At 41.0% G+C, this 21,220-nt stretch carries 18 protein-coding genes; 12 read left to right on the top strand and 6 right to left on the bottom strand.

Annotation, left to right across the window (positions count from 1 at the left end):
• Nucleotides 1-178 precede the first annotated feature (178 nt).
• From EXU57_RS24125 to EXU57_RS24115, 4 genes are read right to left on the bottom strand one after another with little or no spacing between them, the layout of a single operon-like run.
• Nucleotides 179-478, bottom strand: coding sequence for a hypothetical protein (locus EXU57_RS24125; RefSeq protein ID WP_133270839.1), 300 nt, complete (start codon nucleotides 476-478; stop codon nucleotides 179-181).
• Entirely contained in the window at nucleotides 475-642 is a 168-nt protein-coding gene (locus EXU57_RS25995) for a hypothetical protein (protein ID WP_410528417.1), read from the bottom strand. Before EXU57_RS25995 ends, EXU57_RS24125 begins: the two co-directional genes overlap by 4 nt.
• Before the next feature lie 20 nt (nucleotides 643-662).
• Nucleotides 663-1,544, bottom strand: coding sequence for a hypothetical protein (locus EXU57_RS24120; protein ID WP_133270838.1), 882 nt, complete (start codon nucleotides 1,542-1,544; stop codon nucleotides 663-665).
• Complete coding sequence (locus EXU57_RS24115) at nucleotides 1,535-3,133, bottom strand: DNA polymerase ligase N-terminal domain-containing protein (RefSeq protein ID WP_133270837.1); 1,599 nt, start codon at nucleotides 3,131-3,133, stop codon at nucleotides 1,535-1,537. The genes EXU57_RS24120 and EXU57_RS24115 overlap by 10 nt, the downstream gene beginning before the upstream one ends.
• 351 nt (nucleotides 3,134-3,484) lie before the next feature.
• On the opposite strand from EXU57_RS24115, the gene EXU57_RS24110 reads away from it, so the two are divergent.
• The 5 genes from EXU57_RS24110 to EXU57_RS24090 all read left to right on the top strand — a co-directional run bounded on the left by EXU57_RS24110 (nucleotide 3,485) and on the right by EXU57_RS24090 (nucleotide 12,960).
• Nucleotides 3,485-4,264, top strand: a complete 780-nt coding sequence (locus EXU57_RS24110) for an SOS response-associated peptidase (protein ID WP_133270836.1) — start codon at nucleotides 3,485-3,487, stop codon at nucleotides 4,262-4,264.
• A gap of 108 nt (nucleotides 4,265-4,372) precedes the next feature.
• Nucleotides 4,373-4,975, top strand: coding sequence for a thioredoxin family protein (locus tag EXU57_RS24105; protein WP_133270835.1), 603 nt, complete (start codon nucleotides 4,373-4,375; stop codon nucleotides 4,973-4,975).
• A 538-nt stretch (nucleotides 4,976-5,513) separates the two neighbouring features.
• The gene (locus EXU57_RS24100; RefSeq protein ID WP_133270834.1) at nucleotides 5,514-8,465 is read left to right on the top strand and encodes a T9SS type A sorting domain-containing protein; all 2,952 of its coding nucleotides are present in this window, start codon (nucleotides 5,514-5,516) and stop codon (nucleotides 8,463-8,465) included.
• Nucleotides 8,466-8,890: 425 nt separating this feature from the next.
• A complete protein-coding gene (locus EXU57_RS24095; protein ID WP_165958285.1) occupies nucleotides 8,891-11,263 on the top strand; it encodes a restriction endonuclease in 2,373 nt (790 codons plus the stop codon).
• Between the two features lie 425 nt (nucleotides 11,264-11,688).
• Complete coding sequence (locus EXU57_RS24090; protein WP_133270832.1) at nucleotides 11,689-12,960, top strand: hypothetical protein; 1,272 nt, start codon at nucleotides 11,689-11,691, stop codon at nucleotides 12,958-12,960.
• A gap of 268 nt (nucleotides 12,961-13,228) precedes the next feature.
• Here EXU57_RS24090 and EXU57_RS24085 read toward each other — a convergent pair whose 3' ends face one another.
• Complete coding sequence (locus EXU57_RS24085; RefSeq protein WP_133270831.1) at nucleotides 13,229-13,558, bottom strand: hypothetical protein; 330 nt, start codon at nucleotides 13,556-13,558, stop codon at nucleotides 13,229-13,231.
• A 910-nt stretch (nucleotides 13,559-14,468) separates the two neighbouring features.
• On the opposite strand from EXU57_RS24085, the gene EXU57_RS24080 reads away from it, so the two are divergent.
• The 7 genes from EXU57_RS24080 (at nucleotide 14,469) to EXU57_RS25990 (ending at nucleotide 19,193) form a co-directional block, all read left to right on the top strand.
• Nucleotides 14,469-14,882 carry an antitoxin Xre/MbcA/ParS toxin-binding domain-containing protein gene (locus EXU57_RS24080; protein WP_133270830.1) on the top strand — a complete coding sequence of 138 codons (414 nt, stop codon included), beginning with the start codon at nucleotides 14,469-14,471 and terminating at the stop codon, nucleotides 14,880-14,882.
• Entirely contained in the window at nucleotides 14,879-15,334 is a 456-nt protein-coding gene (locus EXU57_RS24075) for an RES family NAD+ phosphorylase (protein ID WP_133270829.1), read from the top strand. The genes EXU57_RS24080 and EXU57_RS24075 overlap by 4 nt, the downstream gene beginning before the upstream one ends.
• Nucleotides 15,335-15,798: 464 nt before the next feature.
• Nucleotides 15,799-16,374 (top strand): DUF4062 domain-containing protein, encoded by a 576-nt coding sequence (locus tag EXU57_RS24070; protein ID WP_133270828.1) that lies wholly within the window; start codon nucleotides 15,799-15,801, stop codon nucleotides 16,372-16,374.
• A gap of 240 nt (nucleotides 16,375-16,614) precedes the next feature.
• Nucleotides 16,615-17,223 (top strand): hypothetical protein, encoded by a 609-nt coding sequence (locus tag EXU57_RS24065; protein ID WP_133270827.1) that lies wholly within the window; start codon nucleotides 16,615-16,617, stop codon nucleotides 17,221-17,223.
• Between the two features lie 469 nt (nucleotides 17,224-17,692).
• On the top strand, nucleotides 17,693-18,466 hold the full coding sequence (locus tag EXU57_RS24060) for a tetratricopeptide repeat protein (protein WP_165958283.1): 774 nt from the start codon (nucleotides 17,693-17,695) through the stop codon (nucleotides 18,464-18,466).
• The gene (locus EXU57_RS24055; RefSeq protein ID WP_133270825.1) at nucleotides 18,467-18,646 is read left to right on the top strand and encodes a hypothetical protein; all 180 of its coding nucleotides are present in this window, start codon (nucleotides 18,467-18,469) and stop codon (nucleotides 18,644-18,646) included.
• A gap of 298 nt (nucleotides 18,647-18,944) precedes the next feature.
• Nucleotides 18,945-19,193, top strand: coding sequence for a DUF6934 family protein (locus EXU57_RS25990; RefSeq protein WP_410528418.1), 249 nt, complete (start codon nucleotides 18,945-18,947; stop codon nucleotides 19,191-19,193).
• 292 nt (nucleotides 19,194-19,485) lie between these two features.
• On the opposite strand, the gene EXU57_RS24050 is transcribed toward EXU57_RS25990, so the two are convergent.
• Complete coding sequence (locus EXU57_RS24050; RefSeq protein ID WP_133270824.1) at nucleotides 19,486-20,328, bottom strand: hypothetical protein; 843 nt, start codon at nucleotides 20,326-20,328, stop codon at nucleotides 19,486-19,488.
• Nucleotides 20,329-21,220 lie beyond the last annotated feature (892 nt).

The following is a 21,220-nucleotide window of genomic DNA, read 5'->3' as shown; positions in this document are numbered from 1 at the left end:
TATACATTCGAGAATTACTTAACTCCAGTTCATAACCGCTCTTTGCTTACTGATCATCCACTTTTACAAAGGGGGTCAACATCACCGGAATAGGGGGGTCAATATCAGCGGAATTTACAGTCTTGATCATTCAAGTAAGACACTCGATGCCTCATCCAGTCTAAGTTGCCTCGCTGGTCTACGTAGATTGCTCCGAAGCAAATCTTAGTTGAACAAGATTTGACAGTTCGTTCGGGTCTTCTGTGGCCCATAATCCGTCAGTATAAGATACGTAATGACCCATATTTTGATAGTTATCTAATAGCCGCTGAATTAGAACAACTTCTTGGGATGAGGCTGATTTCCCTCTCAACAGGCCATTTAGAATTTTTACAACTTGCTTTTCTTCCTCAAAGGTCAATCGACGAGCTTCAGACCTGTCTTTACTTTCAACTTCAAGTAATTGAGTTGAAGCTTCCTGATGCGCTGCTGTAGTCATAACAATAGCTTTAATCTTTTGCTGTTTGTACTTGCTATTTTGCGGTCATTCACCGCAGCAAATAGGTCTCCCTTCTTTTCCAATCGTGCAAAAATCGTGTCAATAGTAAACAGCGAAGGATCAAGTCCAGGCTTGATCTCTCTCCATTCTAATGGCGTAGACACCTGCGGATGATGATAGGGTCTTAAACAATAGGCTGCAGCAACGCAGCAACGGTATCTGCTTCATCATTCTGGTTAGGATCGATATATAACTTATCACCCCGCTTGGAAACCGTCACTTGGGTTGTGGTAATGTCCGGGAAAAGCAAATGCACCTGCTCACAAATGTGTTCGGCAATCTTCCGTGCCTGTGGGAAGGAAAAACCTTCACATGGAATGTAAAGATGTAGACCGGTTTTGCCTGAGGTCTTTGGATAAGCCTTAAGCTTCAACTTATCAAATACCTGTTTTGCGGCTTGTGCTGTGGTAATGGCTTTTTTAAAATCTTCGTCTGAAGGATCCAGGTCAATGATAATATAATCCGGTTGCTGGTAATTATGGGTGCGGGAAGTCCATGGGTTAATATCAATACAGCCAAGGTTAGCCATGTACAACAAAGTAGCTTCATCGTTACAAACAAGGTAATCAATCTGGTCCCGCTTTCCCTTCTTTTTATGCTTCCGCGGGGTTGAAAATAGCTCTGCCCATTGGGGTTGTCTGCCTTCCATATCTTTGATATACATACCCGGTGCACCAGGGCCATTATGCTTGATGTGCAGCGATTGTGGACGGTCTTTGAGGTAGGGGAGGATATACTCAGCGATATTGTGATAATAGATAATCAGATCGCTTTTTGTAACTCCCTTCCAGAGTTGGCGTTCAACATTGGTTAAGCTTAGATCCTTACCCTCAATGGTAAAAACTTCCTCGGTGGTAATCTGCTGTGCCTCCAGCTCTGGCCAGTTGCTGTCGGCCATTGTTGTGGCTGCAGTAGCTATAGGCTTGTTGGTAGTCTGGGCAGATTTGACTGGCGCTTCCTTCTTCTCTTTAATAACTTTTACCTCCTCCTTTTCTGTCAGCGGCACCTCGCGGGAGATTGTTTGAGCTGGCTTGTCATCCCTAAATCCAAGAAATACCGCTGGTTTCCTGATCTTTTTGGCAGTGGTCCAGGTCGCAAACTGTATGTTAGCGACCAGCTCTGGTTTACAAAGTGAACCGGGGTGTCGGTGTCTACCTCATTTACAAATGGGTTCTCTATAACCTCAAGCTTTTTCAAACGGTTCAGAATGCCCTTTCTGTCTTCATCTTTAAAGCCGTGGCCAGCGTGGCCGATGTAGGTGAGCGATCCGTTCTCGTAAGCCCCAAAAACAAGTGATCGAAAGGCGTGGCCGGAGCCACTTTCTGTCCAGCCGCCTATGACAAACTCCTGCTGGATACTGGTAGGCAATTTGAGCCAATAGTTACCGCGTTTCCCGGGCTGGTACAGGCTGTCCTTTGCTTTGTAAATTATACCTTCCAGGCCCGACTCCTTGATAACATCAAACATAAGAAAGCCCTCTTTCAAATCCTCACTAAACCTGATATAATCACTCTCCCTCACCAGTTCACGCAGTATTTTCCGCCTGTTCTCCAATTTTACCCCCATCAGGTCATATCCATCCAGCCACACCAGGTCAAATACATAGTAGACCAGCTGGGCAGCTGCCTTGTTTCGCCGATAGCGCTGCAGGGCATCGAAGTCCGGGTGCCCGTTTTCATTTAAAACCACTATCTCCCCATCAATAATGAAATCCTTTCCGAGGGATTTAAGGGGTGTCAGCAGTACTTCATAATCCTTTGTATAATTCAACCCACCGCGTGATTGAAGCTTCACTTCGCCGTTCTTGCACCAGGACAGCACCCTATAGCCATCTAATTTAAGTTCATAGATCCAACCTGGCTCATTAAATGGTTTTTGGATGAGCCGGCACTCCATCGGGGCAAGGTTATTGGGCATAGGCGCCTTTACGGCTCCTGGAACGTCACTTAGATCACTTTCGCTCTTAGCAGACTTTTCAGGCTTGCCAGTGCGATTACTTTGCCAGGCAGCTGCATTAGGATCTTCAGCTACCTGTTCAATCGTGCGTCCGGACAACGCGGACATATCCTTTTTGATGATATCGCTTTTTAAAACATAACGGTCTGGTTGTTTTACCAGGTACCAGGACTTTTCATCTTTATCCTTTGCACGACTGATTTCGAACTTGCCTTTTAGTTTAGTCCCGTGAAGGGTAAAGGTGATCTTCCCCTTATAGTACTGGCTTAATAGTGAGTGTTCCTGCGCCTTCTTATCTTTGTCCTTGATTAAGGTTGTCTCAAAAGTACCGGCATCCCACACGATTACCGTTCCGCCCCCGTATTGACCTTTAGGTATAATCCCTTCAAAATGCAGGTAATCAAAAGGATGATCTTCGGTTTGCATTGCAAGACGATTTTCACCAGCTTTCATGGAAGGACCTTTAGGGACTGCCCAGCTGATTAAGACACCCCTGACCTCCAGTCTGAAATCATAATGCAGGTGGGAAGCAGCGTGTTTCTGGACGACAAACTGCAGCTTACTGTTATCGGGCTGCCCACCTGTGGGTTCAGGTGTTTTGCTGAAGGATCGTTTGCTATTGTAGGTCTCTAAGCTCATGGCTCAATTCTGCTTACTTAAGGTAGTAATAAGCAAAACAAAATCGTACCATTAAAGGGCGGTCTGATTACCGGACACTTGAGTATTAGAGCTGTAACTACAAACAGCACTTGACTCAAGCCCTGAGCTAATGGGAACAACCATCATTGTCTCTGGGCCTAAGTTGCCTTGCGGAGAGATAGAGATAGAAAATGATTTTCTCGGATATAGAGTAGCAATAAGTAAAGGCTAATAACTCGCAAAAAGCTGTATCCTTAACATCAACGGAACCGATCCCCCGATACTTCTGAAGGGAATTTTAAACTTATTAAGCAAAATGCGATTTCATATTAACCAGCTATCTTAGAGACTATGTGCTATGATATTTCCTTTACCATAGATGTACGGACGTTGGGCGACTACTTTCCTGATCTTGTTACCGACACCCAGATTTCAATGAATTTCGATGGTACCCACATCATTGGGCACACCTACAATGAACATCCGATCATCTACAGACATCGTGAGGACAACCTCCCACATATAAGAATGATGGAGTGGGGGTGTATACCATATTACGTTAAGGAGCTGGAGAAGTTTAAAAAACAGCGTGCAACGATGCTCAATGCCCGGAGCGAACGTATATTGACCGATACAAAAAGTTACTGGAATAAGATAAAATCACGACGCTGTCTAATCCCTGTTACTGGCATATATGAACATCGTGCAATCAAGGGATGGAAAAACAAAGTACCTTATTTTGTGAAAGTAGCGGGAGAGCACATGTTCTTTCTCCCAGGGCTTTATTCAGCAACGGAATTAGTGGATACTGAAACGGGAGAACTCACCAAAAAGTGGACATATACAGTCGTGACACGAGCAGCAAATGGGTTAATGAAGCAAATTCATAGTGAAGGGGAAAACAAGTGGAGGATGCCGCTGTTTGTACCATTTGAAACGGCTCTCCATTGGCTAGAGCATGATTTGACGGATGAAGAATATAAGCAGATACTTGACTTCGAGATGCCGTCAGACAATCTGGAAGCTATACCTGTATTTAGCATTAGAACGTCCAAACTTCGTCCGGACGACAAGGCCAAAAACGAGAGGTATGAATGGGAAAACCTACCACCTCTGGAGCTTGCAGATTGACATGCAAAACAATCCCGACAGTGAACCACCGTTGGTAACAGGTTCGAATATTTTAGCATGATGATACCAACTTCCGTTTAACCTTTAACACCGACATACACCACCTTCATGAAATTTCAAGAATACAGCGACTACTTCAAAAGTATCTTGGACCAAGCCAGCACAGAACATCAGGCACCTTATAACAACGCGGATTACATGGACTATACCAAGTTGAATTGGTCACGTATGAACCGTTGGTTTAAGACCGGTAAACTTACAAATGAAATCATCAACATCGTTTTAAAAATAGACCGACCTCAAAATTGGATCATTATCACCGAACCCTGGTGTGGCGATGCAGCTCACAATATCCCGTTCATTGAAATGATTGCAAAGGAAAACCCCTTGATAACTACATCCTATGAATTACGCGATGCACCGCCTAATAGGATTGAACATTACCTCTTCCAAAACACAAAATCAATTCCCAGACTTATTATAAAGGACGAGCAAGGTAATGATTTGGGAACCTGGGGACCTCGTCCAAAAGATTGTCAAAAGCTGTACGCTGAACTACTTAAAAATGAAGTTGATTTTGAAAAAATGAAATTTGAGTTACAGAATTGGTATAACTCTAACAAGGGAGAAGATCTCCAACGGGAGTTGTCAAGTTTGCTTGCAAGCCTGATTAGTACTCAGATCGGCAGTAATCATATTGAAAAGGAATGATTTTACTGATACTTGCAAGACAGCTGTGACAAATTATTCCCTTCTGGGAGTTAGGTTCAAAAAGTAGAAGAGCCCGGCGTGTTGTTGTTTGTCTTGAGGGATCATACCCTTGGCAGAGCGTTGAGTGAGTCCATGAAGGAAGAAAAGGCCTTAATGGCACTCAGACAAGCCTTAGAGGAGGCTCTGGAGATGCCTGTGCAACGAGCATGGCTGGCAATGTTTGTTGAAAAAGTGTGCCAGGCATTTGACGAACGAATAGGCTGAGCGGGTAAAGTAATGTTATAACAGGAAACTATAAGTTCATTAATAGCGCTGCAATACTCATCTAGGAAACGACGGTACGGGCGAGACTCAGCATGCCGGATCATACCACCCACATCGCAAAGTCGAGGCATGTATGAATGGGAGAGAAGGCAGGAATGGCACGGAGCCAAGCACCTCCAGGAGTTTATCCGTAAGTAGCGAACAATTTATCAAACTTCCGTTTGCAACCGTTCGAATAGCTTAATTTACAAGTACACCCTTTCAAACCCTCCATATGAAAACGTTTCTTACCCTGCTGTTTTTTACTTTTTTATCATACGGACTTTGCGCTCAACCCGGCACTTTGGATCCAACCTTTGGTAACGGTGGAAAAGTTCTTATCCCAATCAGATCAAATACAAGCGACCAGATTAGTGATATCGGAATACAAAAAGACGGTAAGATAGTGGCTGGTGGTTCTACTCAAGGATCCATTAATAATACACGCGTACTAGACTTTGCCCTTGCCAGGTTCAATCTGGATGGAAGTCTTGATAATAGCTTTGACGCAGATGGTAAAGTGACTACCCTTATTGAATCAATCAGTGCGATTTTAGCAATTGCCGTGCAGAATGATGGCAAAATTGTAGCTGCCGGGTGGAGTAGTGGTGTTAATGATTATCCCAGAAATATCACTCTTGCCCGTTATAATGTCGATGGAAGTCTTGATCAGACTTTCAACGGTAACGGTATAGTCATAACGCTATTTGGAGGCGACAGCTATGCACATGCTATTGCAATACAAAATGATGGAAAGATAGTCGTTGTAGGTAGGGCAAACAGCCGTTTTGCGTTAGTGAGATATAATCCCAATGGAAGTCTCGATAACACGTTTAACGGAAGTGGAATAGTAACCACTCAGATTTCGCCTGCATCACAAAGTGATGCTGCTTATGCACTGGCGATCCAGAAGGACGGTAAGATAATAGCAGTAGGTGATAATGCTACGGCTAACCCTTATTTCAATGTAGCAGTTGTGAGGTACAACACCGATGGTAGTCTTGACGTCAGTTTTGACGGGGATGGTAAACTTGCCGGTCCAGTTAGGGGACAGGCTCGCAGTGTAGCGTTACAAAATGATGGAAAGATTGTCGTAGGAGGTTATCCCGACAGTGGATTTTTCTTGCTTAGCAGGTTCAACTCTGACGGTAGCCTTGATCTGAACTTTGATGGAGACGGGGTAGTCAATACCAGGATTCAATCAGCGTCATATGCCCAGGAAATTGCAATTCAAAACGATGGCAAAATTGTAGCCGGTGGCAGTTCTTACGACAATCGAACCAGTTCCGACTTTGCAGCGGCCCGGTATGAGACCAACGGAAATCTGGACCAGACATTCGGTAATGGCGGGATAGTAGTAAATGACTTAGGAACTGCAGCGGCTCATAATGACTTTGCCCTAGCAATGAAAGTAGCCCCGAATCGAATTTACCTCGCAGGGTATGGTTCCGTGAGTACGCAATTCGCAATTGTTGCCTACAAGAATGACGAACCCACTCTGGACTGTTCAAATGAGTTTACGCCACCGTCAATTACAACAAAAAATGTGATGATTTCTTTGGATGCATCCGGCCAAGCTAACATAAAGCCTTCTGATGTTATCCAAAGGATTTTTGACAATTGTTCCCTTGATAGTTCGAGCATTACGGTAACGCCTAACACATTTACCTGTGCTAGTATCAGTTCGGGTGAGAACCATCAGGCTTATATTGCAAATACAATAACGGGTAATCAAGATTTTTATGGCGAGTTAGGGCTAGACTTTACAGTAAACGTTCCGGATGGTATCGTTGTGGATCAATTAGGCGCCTTCGATGATCAGGGAAACGGTATTACTGGTACACAAGATGGAGGTATAAGGGTATCTATTTTCAATAAGGTAACTCAAAAGCCCATCCCTGGGTTAGATGTTAGAATTGTAGGTAAAGGAGATTACTATACAGCGAACTACCGTTTTAAGAAGATTGCTCCAATTTCTTTACCAAAGGGCACCTATGTGATCGTTGCAAAAGGGTACAATCTTTACGAGAAAAACGGCAATGTCGGTTATAATGATGGCCAATATCCCCTGGGGGACTCAGGCAGCGGGGCTATTACGTTTGGCACTACTGCCTATTGGGGGGAAAATATTCCTGAAGGCTTTAGCTTTCCGAATCATTCTGCAAGCCTGACCTCTCCTGCTTACCTCGCTGGAAGCTTTAGTTATTCTGGTAATCAATCGAAGTACCAGGCATATATGTCCTCTACATCGACTGGAAATCAGGAGTTTTTGGGCGAACTCGGTTTGGAGTTTGCCGTAAACAGTTCCGGCATCATCATCAGTCAATTAGGTGCCTTTGACCATCAGGGTAATGGGGTCAAGGGCACGCAAAATGGAGGAGTAAGAGTTGCGATTTTCGATAAACAATCACGTTCTATTGTATTGGGCCTTGACACCATCGTAGTTGGTAATGCGGATAGCTATTCGTCTAATTACCGGTTTACAAACATTACCCCGGTATTCTTGCCAGAAGGAGAGTATGTTGTAGTAGCGAAAGGTTACAACCAGAATGAAAAAAATGGCAACATTGGGTACAGTGGCGGCCCATATCCAACTCAGCAAGATGGTGCGGGATTGATCAAATTTGTAAATACGCCCTACTGGGGCGAAAACATAACAGAAGGCTTTAGTTTTCCAAATCATTCAAGTAGTCCCGGAAACTTACCTGCCTATCTTGCCGGAACCTTCAAGTTCGGAACATCAGCGCCATCATCAGACCATATCGTTACAATTTCTGCCAAGGATCTAAGTGGAAATGTTGCAACTGCGACAGCTCATGTCGTCTTACAGGATCCGCATGGGATTTGTAAAACCTTACCGAATACTATAAATACAAGCGATCTCCTAATAACACAAACAAAAAACTCCGCGGAAGTACTGTTGCGAAAGGAAAACATCGTGGTGTATCCAAATCCCAACCGGGGAAACTTCAGGGTTCAATTGAAGGATCTCAAACTAGGTAAGGCATCAGTGCAGGTCTTCAATACAGATGGGAAGTTGATTGAGCATAGGCCAATTCAAGTTAGTTCTGCTAAGGTTAGCCTAGAGGAAAATATCAATTTAACTCATCTGCCATCGGGTATATACATCATCAAAGTAATCGATACTGGGGGAGTGCGCACAAGTAAAGTAGTTGTTGAGCATTGACGTAAGTCAATTACGAGGGTGCGATCGCTTCTGTAGTGGTAAGGATGCCGCTGTTTGTGTCATTTGAAACGGCTCTTCATTGGCTAGAACATGATTTGGCGGATGAAGAAATAAGCAGATAGTTGATTTCGAGGTGCCGTCAGAAAACCTGAAAGCGATACCTGTATTTAGCATTAGAACGTCCAAACTCCGTCCGGATGACAAAGCTAAAAATGAGCAGTTTGATTGGGAAATCATCCTCCATTGGGGTTGGCTGATTAGAATGTTATCCGCTTTTTACCGTTTTTCCAGCTCCGCGGTTCGTCAGTTGAATTATTATCAAGTTCAGCCATAGCTAATTAGGTGGTCTAGCTCATAATTTGAACCGGCTATGTTAATCTATGACCAGTTATCAAATCTTAATATTAAACAAACAGAAGCTTTCTATGGCAACTTACGAGCTTGAAAAACTGAATGATAAGGAATTTGAGGAACTTTCACGTGACTTGCTGCAAAAAGAGATGGGGGTACGCTTCGAATCGTTTCGCAGAGGAAAAGACAAAGGAATTGATCTACGGCACAGTGTTTCTGAAGAAGACAATGGAATTATAGTTCAAGCCAAGCACTATAAAGGCAGCGGGTTCAACAAGCTGTTAAACATGCTTCAAAGGGAAGAGCTGGCAAAAGTGATTAAGTTAAACCCGTCTCGTTACATTTTAATTACATCAGTTCCATTAAACCCTGGAGAAAAGGATAAAATAAGGGCAGTCTTTTCAAAATTCATTGTAAGCAGTGCTGACATTTACGGAGAGGATGATGTCAATAACAGCATATCCCGGTTTCCAGAGGTGCTGCGCTTGCATCCAAAGGTCTATCTCGCCAGCTTGCAGGTTCTAAACGAGGTTTTGAATGCTCATATTCATTCACGCTCCATTGACAAGATAAAAGATATTCAGCATCGTATACATTTGTTCGTAGCTAATGAAAAATACAGCAATGCCGTAGAGATCATAAACGAGGATCATTTTCTTATTATAACTGGTGAGCCCGGAATTGGAAAAACGTCGCTAGCGAACTTTATTTCTTTTCAGCATCTGGCTGAAGGATTTCGGTTTACTTACATTCTATCTGATTTAACAGATGCGGAGAAGTTGCTAACAAATGATGAAAAAGAATTATTCTTCTTCGATGATTTTCTAGGCGCCAATTACTTACGAATAAAACATTCTCCCCACCATGATGCCATGTTGCTAAACTTTATAGGCCGGGTAAGGACTTCTAAAAATAAACGCCTCATCTTAACTACACGAACAACAATTCTCAACCAGGCACGAGCAGATTTTGAAAAACTGAAAAACCCGACATTGGATCTCGCCAAACATGAAATCCATATTTCACACTACAACGACTTACATAAAGCGCAAATTCTATATAATCATGTATACCATTCAAGCTTGGATGTGGCATTTCTAAAGATATTTATGTCAAACAAGAGCTATCAAACTATTGTTAAACACCCCAACTACAACCCAAGACTGATTGAATATATAACGGACGTGATTAGGCTGAAGAATGTACCTGCGGAATCTTATCACAAATTTATTCTGGAAAAGCTCGATAAGCCTGAAGATATATGGCTTGACCCTTATGAATCTCAGCTTAGTGATGCAGCAAAGTTTTTGCTGCAGACGCTATTTACAATGCCGGCGCGGACGCCGGAGCACCAGGTGCAGGAAGCTTTTAACGAACGCGTCCGTTATGAAGTTAAAACAAACGGATTTCAGAAGGGTCCAAACTTATTCATTCGTACGCTTTTTGATCTTTTGGGCGGCTTTATTCATCGCAGGGCAGGACTCGAGACAAGTTATTTAGAATTCTATAATCCGTCCTTTGCTGATTTTATGAGCAATTACCTTGCATCTAATGAAGAAGAAGTAGATCAAGTCTTAAGAAGCTTGCTCTATACTGATCAGTTTAAACATGCGTTTAAATTGCAAGAACAACCTGACCCCGGCAATATTAATTCTTTGAACGTTCTGTTTAATGATTTATTCTTCGTAAGAACCCTTTCAAAAGTCAAGGTTTCAAGGAAAAAGCTGATGCAGCATATACTTCCGCGTCTAGAGGTGTTGAAGCCGATCAATGTTGGGAAATCCAACGAACTAAACCTTTGTTCATTTTTGTTAACGCATTTTCCTCTTTCGGATGTAGGTACCTATATTTCAACCATTTATCCATACATTGAATTTTCGAGTGTTCTGTACAACCAATTTCAAGACCTTTTTACATTAATAACAGTTCTTGAAGACAAAGAAGTACAAATAGCAAAACTTATAGATGAGGACTTTGACAAGATCGTGTGGCGAATGTTCGAGATAGCGGAGTACGAAGATGACTTCTTGAGGGTCAAAGAATTATTTGATGAACACAGCAAAAGCTATGAATCGTTTAGAAGAAAGCACGGCGCTAATTTGCAGGCGGTTATAGACTCCTTCTGGCTTAGAGGTGAAATCGATGCTCGGTTAGCAAAAGGTGACTTCTCAAAAATCTATGATGAAGAAATAATGATCGCAAAGCTAAATCAACTTGAGGCAGATGTATCTCGAATTAATGAGGAGCTTGAACTTAGTCCTTCACCAAGTTTTGAAAAAATCTTTAAATGGGACTACAAAGAAATGATTGAAGAAAATCGACTAGAGTATCAAGAAGGTCATTACAAAGTTCGCGCTCTTGGAAAAAATGTAGCCGAAGACAACCTATCCACTACAGATGTTATAGAAAATCTCTTCGATGGTCTAATTGATCAAGCCTTAACTTAAGGTTTTAAAACTTTTGGAGAAAAAAACAAGGTGAATCATTTTTTTCGGCCCATGAATCAAGGGCATTTCAAGTGGCGCGGATTTAGTCAATAGTAACTAGTAAGATATCTCCAAAGTCCGTATTGCTTAAGGCTCTACTGTGGTTTAGGTCTGCAATAAACGATTTTTTGAGCGATGCCTCAACGAAGTAACAACGTCGTTTAAGAACAACTTGCCAGGAAACATAGAAACTTTCTGCGGCAGCAAGTTGCAATTTGTCTGGGAAAAAGAAAAACTCCTTCAGCGGTTGCCAACATGAAATCCCCACCAGCACAAAAACAAGATGGCAGAACTTACAATGGATTTGCCGACGAAAGCATAATTTAGCCACTTGCTTAAAAAGCCTACGCATGCGAATGGATCGGATAAGTTCCCAATTGAGGTGGATGAGCCTATTTATAGCTATGATTGTAGGTTGTACAACCACAGCTAGTTCCCAAGAGACATATCTTCTATCTACTCCTGATACCCAAAATATAGTGACTATTAAAGATATTGCTCGGCGAATAAAATTCAACTTTCGTATTAATGTAGATGTAGATAGTAGCAGATATTATTTAGATGCTGGAAAACTGTGCGGACGAGATTGCAAGCAACTTGACAGCATCAAAATACAGGGACGCACAATGTTTGTCCACAAAGGAATCGATATGAAGGGTCTAGAAATTATCAACTCCAAAGCTGATTTCGTGTTTGTAAAAGGAACTTTCTTACACGCTGACATTGTGATGAGTAACGTGAAAAATGTGTTGATAAGAAATATTAAGTCGGACAACATCAACTTAGTTAACGATTCATTGAAGGGGCTTGATCTAGTAAATGACACAATTGGCGAACTATTGATAATGGAAAACGATATTAAAAGATTATATATGAATAATTGCAAGATTAAGAACCTAATGATCTTGCGAACACAACTTCCTGACTCAGTAATACTGCATAACACTGCTAATCATTACAGTCAAGAAAATCCACTGGATTTGACGTTGTTCGAAAACACCGATAGAAAAACATCTTTATTAGAAATCCCTTTCAGCGATATCCCGCGAATAAAATTTAATTATATTGACGTGCAGTTGGCACTGCCAACTGATGAACTTTATAGAAGTCTGGGTAAGGAAAACTTTTTCAAGCAGAATATAATGCCGTTCAAGCACCGGATGTATAGAGAACTGCTTGCACAGCAGCAATACTTCGGATTTTCTGATGGTTATGCTAAAGCTGACAAAGAATTTAAGGCATTTCAATATGCAACCCAAGGAACAACATATGCATATCTTGTCAACTTAGTTGAAAAATATTGGTGGGATTATGGTTATAACAAAGGACTTATTTGGCGAAATACCGTTTATCTATTCTTGATGTTTTCAATTATCAATATAGTGTTATATAAACGATTGATACTTGAAACATATCGGATAGACGAAGTGGTAAGGGCAGATCAAAGACTCAATACCGAAAGGCTTACCACCTTCGAGAAAAAAGTGAAAAAGATCGTAAACTGCTTTCTATTTACAGCATTTGTATTTTTTAGCTTGAAACTGGACTATGAAAGGATCAAACTAAATAGCTTTCTTTTAGCTGGCCTTATCATATTTGAATGTATAGTTGGACTCGCCTGTATTACAAATATTGCTGCTTTTTTCTTTACTAAGTGATTATGAAGTGAGTTAATCAACCTTGTAGAAAGAATAAAAATCCGTCGTTGATGGTAGACTGTGCTATATTTACTCCTGCCCTCAGGAAGTGTTGCAGTTGACGATGGAGTTCTAAGGTGATCAACATATTTTTGTCAACAACCATCTGAGCTCACCTTGATAAGATTAAAACCGATGGTTGATACGATGTACAAAGATTTGCTGTACAAAAACATGTTCTCATCTAAAAAAACCATTGGATGAACCTTTAGGTATTTTGCCTAGGAGTTCATTTATCATCCTTCTTCTTAAACTCGCTCCATGGGACTTTGCTGCTATTCTTGGCTTGTTCCTTTCTGGACTGAAAAATAAATGGGTCCTCTTGTTCAGGCCATTTCATGTCTTCTCTTCGCTTTGCTTCTGCTGCTTTGTACTTCCGTACGGCCGTCGAGTTGTTCGACAATAAGGCAGCTTCGATATCGACCATATCATGAACATGCTTTGATGCCTGTAGCCTGAAATAATTTGTTGCAAATTCAACATTGCTGTGGCCTAGCTCCCGAACTCCTATAAGCTTTTTACCTGTTTTGCGCCATATAGTTACCCGATAGTAAGCCAACTGGATGTTTTATTAGCTTCAAAACTAATAGTTCTGCATCAACAATACTAAATTTTTTAGCAATCTTATTTAGAACATAAGGCTAGCGGCGACAAGTTGCTATATTCTAAGAATACTATAGAGCAGAAATAAGGTTAAGGGTATCCAGACCAGGAATACTTTAACGGAGATTTCTTTGAAGCTAACCTCCTGTCCAAAAACTACAAGATATATCCAAACCCAAAACAACTTGAATGCAGTCCACATATATCAAATTAAATTATACTGGTGAAATCTGCAAGGCTTTGATCAAGTAATGTTTAGGGGTGACCAGCATTATACGTCAATATTGCCCTAATTTCAGGGGAAAGATTCAGTTTTGCCAAACCACAGACAGCGACCATACAGCCAGGCAATCAAACGCAGATTTCTAAGAGCGGTTCAGGAAATCTATAAAGAACGTTACCCGAACGTTACAGAAGGTGAGATTGCCCGCAACGTTGGCCTTCAACCCTCATACTACTCGGGGTTAAAAACCAAGTCAGGAACTTACCCGAACTTGGAACACTGTGCCAGGCTTTGTCAAGAATATAACATATCCGAGGCTTGGCTCCTAAGCGAAAAAGGACCAATGAGGTAATCCAAAACACGCAGAGGAATGGGACTGCAGGCTGATCACCGCCAGGTAAGCCTATAGGGTTCTGAGAACCATCTGCGGAACATTTAGCATCCACAATCCTGAAAGAGGTAGAAAGACGGCTGCTGCCTGGATAAAGAAACAATTTTTTCTTGCTGAGTTTCCCGGACATCATGTGTGCACTCGAGTAGAGTTCGGTTTTTAAATTTAAGATGGGTAATGCGGCCAGTTCATCCGGTTGTCTATCGTTTGTAGAATTATGCGACATTTGTCGTATATTTACCAAAACAGGTTATGAAGTCGATTGAAACTTTGCCGCATAGCGTTAAAACTGAAAGTCAAACTTTAGACATCATTGCACTTCTAAAAGAGGGTATCAGTTACAGCAACTTCGATAAAATCTATAGAGAGCTACCACTTACATTAGCCGACTGGGCCAGTTTCCTGGGCACTACAACCCGAACTCTTCAGCGATGGAAGAAAGCGGACGCTGTACTACCTAGCTTGTCGGCCGAAAGAATTGTTGAGATCTTCCAGTTGTATAAGTTAGGGGTTGAGGTTTTAGGAGCAGATGGTTTCAAAAAATGGCTCCACAGCAATGTAGAAGCTTTAGGTGGTAAGCAACCCATTGAATTCCTCTCTAACTCTCAAGGTATAAACCTCGTTCGAACCAAGTTAGGAAGAATACAACATGGCATACTAGCATGATAGTGTTTAGGCTCACCGCAGAAAGGTTCAAAGACGATTTAACCGGAAAAGGAGCAGCAATATTCGGAGGAAGATGGAATCCTATCGGTTTGGCGGTTTTGTATACCAGCGAGTCACGCGCCTTAGCAAACCTTGAGTTAATTGTTCATACCAGCCAAGGTGTTATTCCTGTAAATTACTTCCTCTTAGACATAGTAATACCAGATGACGCACCCATTTTCTGCGTAACAGAACAGAACCTACCAAAAGAATGGCGTCAAATGGAGCATTTAACGCAGCTCATAGGTTCTGATTTGATGAAGCAAAATGAATTTTTAGCCTTAAAGGTTCCATCGGCTTCAGTGACTGATGAATTTAACTTTGTTCTAAACCCTGATCATCCGGATTTTTACAAGATCAAAATCGTCAAGTCTGAGCGTTACATGTTTGACGAACGTCTTTTTCGAGATTGATCATCCGTTTACCAAGGTTAACAAACAGCATAGAGTATTATGTTAATTGATACCCATAACTGGCTTATAATCATACTGTTAAGAATTCCTATAATTTATGTTATGTTAAGTAGGTGAATGAAACAGCGTAGGAGTTCTCACCTTCAAGAGCTAATTTTCAAGCAAGTCAGAACTTCTTTCTATACTCAGATGCAGGATAGCTTGGAATATGCTCGCACAGTAAAGTTATAGCCTTAATCAGCCATATTCAGAAGTGGGGCCGCCCGGGAAATCATTCTTCGAAATTCTGCGCTGCCAGGTAGTAAAATGCATTTCATATAGTGTCTTACTTTATCAGCTAGGATGTGCATTCGGGGGGCTCGTAACCCGCTGTTGAAAACAAAAAATGAGAGTCGATACTCTCACAAGTAGAATTTTTATTTTCTAATGCTTATATTAAGCTGGAAATCTATTTATGAAAATCGATGCCACAAGTTTGTCTTTTTATTTCATGTGTAAGCAACGAGTTTGGCCAGTACCGCGATGCTATGCGAAAGGACTTTAGCAGGCCAAATCTTACTACCAAGATCCAGGAAGATTTCATTGCCTATGGCGTCTCTGCATTGCAAAAGCTGGATGAATACATTAAACACTGTGATGCTGTTATTCATATCTGTGGCGACATGACCGGCAGTATGGCAAATGCGCTTTCACTGGAGTATATCAACCATGTATATAAGGACTTTGGAACGCGCTTTCCTGTGCTGTTACCCGCGCTGAATGGCAATGAGCAATTAAGCTACACGCAATGGGAAGCGTGGCTGGCTGCGTATCATAAAAAAACATTACTTATAGCGAAGCCCTCAGCGGAAGCAGTGAGATATAGCTCATACGAGTTTCAGGCTGAACAACAAAAATCTCAGCAATTGCATTTAAGGCGATTAACAAGCTGTGGACATCACAACGAAATTAAATTCAGCAGTGAGGATGAGCTGATAAAAATACTCTATCGCTCTATCGATCAAGCTTGTTCGAGCTATTTTCCAAGCTATCCACCCTAGTATTGATTCCACGTTGAATGATACCAGTTCTCAATACGGCAAAAAAAACTACAAAAATTTCTGGGTGCACAGCCGTTTTTTTCAGAAAGTTTTCTGGGCCGAGACAATGATCTACAAGCAGTACACCAAAAACTGTTTGAAGGTAATAACCTGTTGTTGTTGGTAAATGGGGAAGGTGGGATTGGCAAGACTACCCTTGCTGCACACTATTACCTCAAGTACTAGGAGGCCTATCAGCACTTGGCATGGGTATTTACAGGCAATAGCCTTTCGGAAACTTTGCTTACCCTGGCAATACCGCTGGAAGTCAGCTTTGAAGAAACTATGCCTGCTAATGAAAGACTGGTGGTGCTTCTAGATGCATTGCGCAATTTGAAGAAGCCTTGTTTATTGGTGATAGACAATGCGAATGAGGTTACAGAGCTGGAAGATCACTACTTGGCCCTAAGGAGTTGCGCCAATTTTCATGTGCTGCTTACTACCCGCATCACAGAATTTGAGCATACAGCGACGCATAGGATAGAACCGTTAGAGAAAATTTCAGCGTTTGAATTATTTAAAAAGCACTATCCCGGTCATAAGGCAGTGGAAGATGTATTACTGAACGAAATACTAATTGCTGTTGGCTATAATACATTAGTTATTGAGTTGCTGGCAAAAAACCTGCATAATTTAAACCGGCTTAAAATACATTACAGCATTACTGAGCTGCTTGATGACTTGCAACACAGGGGTTTACTTGGTCTAGGTAAGTCTGCTGCTGTAGGTACTGCTCATAAGGCTTCAGGCTATACGCTTCTAAAAGAAAAGCCTGAATTGGATAATTTCAGCAATGTACGAGCTAAGTAGGCTCAGTCAGAATGAATCCAGTCTACTTTCTCTACTTGCGGTATTACCAGCTGAGAGCATTCCATTTAAAATATTGGAAACGCTGATACCTGATACAGCAACTTTAGAACAAAACCTTCTTTCCCTGTCACGAAAGGGCTGGCTGGATTACAATGATACATATGCCTCTTTTAAGGTAAGCCCCCGTCATACAGGCCATTACAAAAAAGAAAAATCCTGATCTCCTTCAGGACTGCAAAGGAGTCTTAAATAATCTAATAACAAGATTGTCCTATGAAGCAGGAACAGGTCATTTTATTTATGCTACTTATCAGGAAGCTGCTCTATATACTCGGTATGCTGAAGCTGCAGTAAATACCTTTGACAAAGCAGATGCGGCTATCGCTATTATATAGAAAGAGCAGGCAATTATCATCTAACAACAGGCAACCTGGACAAAGCCATGGCTTTTTACCGAAAGTTCAATTGTTTGGAAAGAGAACTCCACCAGGCCCATCCCCAAAATGTAGATTTTAAAAATGGGTTGGCTATTTCTTACCTAAAGCTCGGAGAAACACACACTGCTCTCGGCAACATGAACGAAGCGCTAGCTTTCTATAAACAGGACATTGAATTAAGTAAAGAACTCTACGAAACCTATCCTCAAAATGTAGATTTCAAAAATGGGTTGGCTATTTCTTACTTAAAACTCGGAGAAACACACACTGCTCTCGGCAACATGAACGAAGCGCTAGCTTTTTACCAAAACTGTAATCGTTTGGAAATAGAACTATATGAAGCCTACCCTGAAAATGTCGATTTCAAAAACGGCTTGGCTATTTCTTACTCCAAACTCGGCCAAACACACACTGCCCTAGGTAATCTCAATACAGCTTTAGCTTTATATGAAGATGAAACGGAATTATTCGAAGAACTCTATGAGAGCTATCCTCAAAATGTGGATTTTAAAACCGGCTTGGCTGTCTCTTACGAGAAACTCGGTGAGACACACGCTGCGTTAGGGAATCTCGACAAAGCCTTAGCATTCTATGAACAGGACGTTGAATTAAGTAAAGAACTCTATGAAAGCTATCCTCAAAATGTAGATTTTAAAAATGGATTGGCGATTTCCTACTTAAAACTCGGCGAGACACAGGCTTCACTAGGCAACCTCGGCAAAGCTTTAGCTCATTACAAAGATGAAACAAAATTAATTGAAGAACTCTATGAAGCTTATCCGAGAAATGCTTTTTTCAAAAATTGATTGGCTATTTCTTACATTGACTTGGCTTCAGTGTTTGAGCAAAAACAAAATAAAAATGAAGCAAAAATCTATTATCAGTTTGCAAAGCAGCACTTTGCTGAACTGGTTAGCAGATTCCCTGAAAATCATGAATTTAAAGATAACGAGCTTTGGGTTGAAAAACGATTATCGGAAAAATGAGACAGTATAGCCAATAGCGTCTCATTTAATAACTATGGCACCGGATCGGGTGACAAGATCTAAAAAGCTATTATAAATGGATCACCTTTCACATCTGGGGATAACGTCCGAATAAACGCATGGCTCTGTCCAGTACTTTTAGAAATGGATTTAAACAAATATGAAGTTAGCGAGCAGGAAGGTCGAGACGATAGGTATTGGTTCATTAGCGAAGGGCCAAATGGAAGGATTACAAAGGTGGTGAGTTACAGCCTACGATCGAGCCAAACATTTACAATCTAGCTTTTTAGGAGACGAGATCAAAGGTTGGGTTACCTTCCATAATATTACGGACAACCACGACACAAAAAAAAAACTTTGGGCATCTATAACCGATGTGGTCGAACACTATACAGAAGCTTTTCGTCACCAATGGATACATATAACAGGAGATACGTTGGTTAAAACAAGGTTGTACAGAATGCACATTTCGAATAACTTAGAAGAAATTAAGGATGCTGGTTATATCCTCCTTGAGCTAAAAATAGGGCAAGCTCGGAACCTTTAAAAAAAGGTGAAACTTATAATGGCTTTTTGGTTAAAAGAAGGTAATAGGGTACTTTTGAATTCATGAAAGCGGGGCAAAATCCTGATCCGAAAACAAAGACGTCTAAAATATAGGCAAGGCCATACCCGGCCAGTTACCTCAAGGCACTCTATTTTCTGAAAAACTTCAGATAGCAAATAAGCTCTTACAATCGGTTAAAAACCTAAAAAGCGCTTTAGGTAAGCCCCAATAAGATATCTTTGTAGCTATCCTCGCCATAGCTTGAATGGGCTCCTTCGATTAGCGTAAGACCTCAGTTACTCAACTCGATATTAACAACGATTTCATGGATATCAATTGTGTTGTGGATTTTTAATACAAATGGTTCGCTAATTGATTGCATTTCCCATGCTCCCATAAACTCGAAAGATATAAAATCCCACATTTGAGGATAGAGTTCAAATATTCTGTCCTCATGAATATGCATATATCTTCCATCAGGGAGTCTGATTACTTTGACATCTGGATTGTTGTTTTCAAAAAAGATGCTCGGCGCAGTCATTGTAATTTGTTGTTCAGCCGTTAAAAGTCGGTTATTGGGATTATAAATGTCGAGCTGAAAATTAATAATACCTGTCGAGTTGGACTTTTTTTGAGAAATTAAATAAGGATGGTCTTTGGGGATATGAATTGTACAATTGTTTTCAAGCTTTTTTCCTCTAAAATAATATTCCAAATTAGACGCGTTAGGTAGCTCTTGCTCTGATGGATTTTTTATGTACCAATCAATCCTCTTTACAAGTTCTTCTTTCAATTTTATTATTTTACCTCCATAAACGATATGGGAATAGTGCTTAAGGTCAAAGGGTATATCATCTGCATCTTGCGTTAATAAAATAACTTTTTTTCTAAGGGCATGAGCAAACCCTGTCTCGTAGAAGACGTTTGGACTTCTGCCAGTCATATCTGCGATGATGATATCGGCTTTACTTAATTGATTATAAATCCTATCCAAGATGCTTTCAGAAAATATCTGTTCGTCAACTCTCTCACAATAAACCCCTAGTTCATTACAAGCCGCCTTTATACCAAGGCCATATATATCGTCAAAGACTGAACTGAAAGGCATTATAACGAATACAAACTTGTCTTTCATTATGGGTTGCAATTAAGTTTTCCGCTAACTCATAAATATAAGAAATACGAGCCAATCGCCCGTTCCCGCGATTTTTAATCTACTAGAAAAGTACCCTCATGTAGATTTCGGTTCACCTGGTCCGTTGCTTTCATGCCCTGGAACGTGCAGGGCAGTATGAAGGCGAATTACTAAAATCTCTGCTGAGAAAAACCAACACCTTTAACATCATGGATGTATAACCGAATAGTCAATTCCTGAAGAAAACCACATCATCAAGAGCGCTTATAATTGCTTGTGAGACAGTATAGATTATACTGTCTTACTTCTTTTAAGCGCTTAAATGCGCAACTGAGAAGGGCTGTAAAGTCGCATTTATCCTTTATTCGTCACCTTTGTATAAGTTGCGGAGGGCGTGTGATGCCAAACTTTTAAGATTTTGCGGTCTACCAATAACACCTCTCATAAGCTGAGATAGATCATTTATCACTCTCAACATAATTCATGTAGATGTCAGACATAGCATGAATTTACATTTCTTAATTGATAATTCCTACATGTATTCTGGGAAGGAAGCCGATCAGATAACAGCAGAAATTCGAGTTCACAGATCAATTCTTCTGTGCTGCTCTTTCTTTCGACCTTGGAACTTTGCCATGGCAATGCTTTGGATGGAATTAGATTGAGAAAACCAGTTTTCGAAAGACAGTTGAAACAATGAATAAGTATCCCTCAATTGATTATTCTTCCAGTGCAATAAAGAGAATAGATGCGTATCGAGAAGAAGAGTACTCCGATACAAAATAATACCTCGCTTCTTGGAACTATCATTTTTAGATATTATTTTGTTATTCAGATTAGGTCTTGGTTTCCTCCTCTTGGAATTTAAGAATGGCTTACCTTATTGAAATTC

It is taken from the genome of Segetibacter sp. 3557_3, assembly GCF_004354985.1.
Taxonomy (GTDB): domain Bacteria; phylum Bacteroidota; class Bacteroidia; order Chitinophagales; family Chitinophagaceae; genus Segetibacter.
This window is presented reverse-complemented; position numbering and strand designations above follow the sequence as displayed.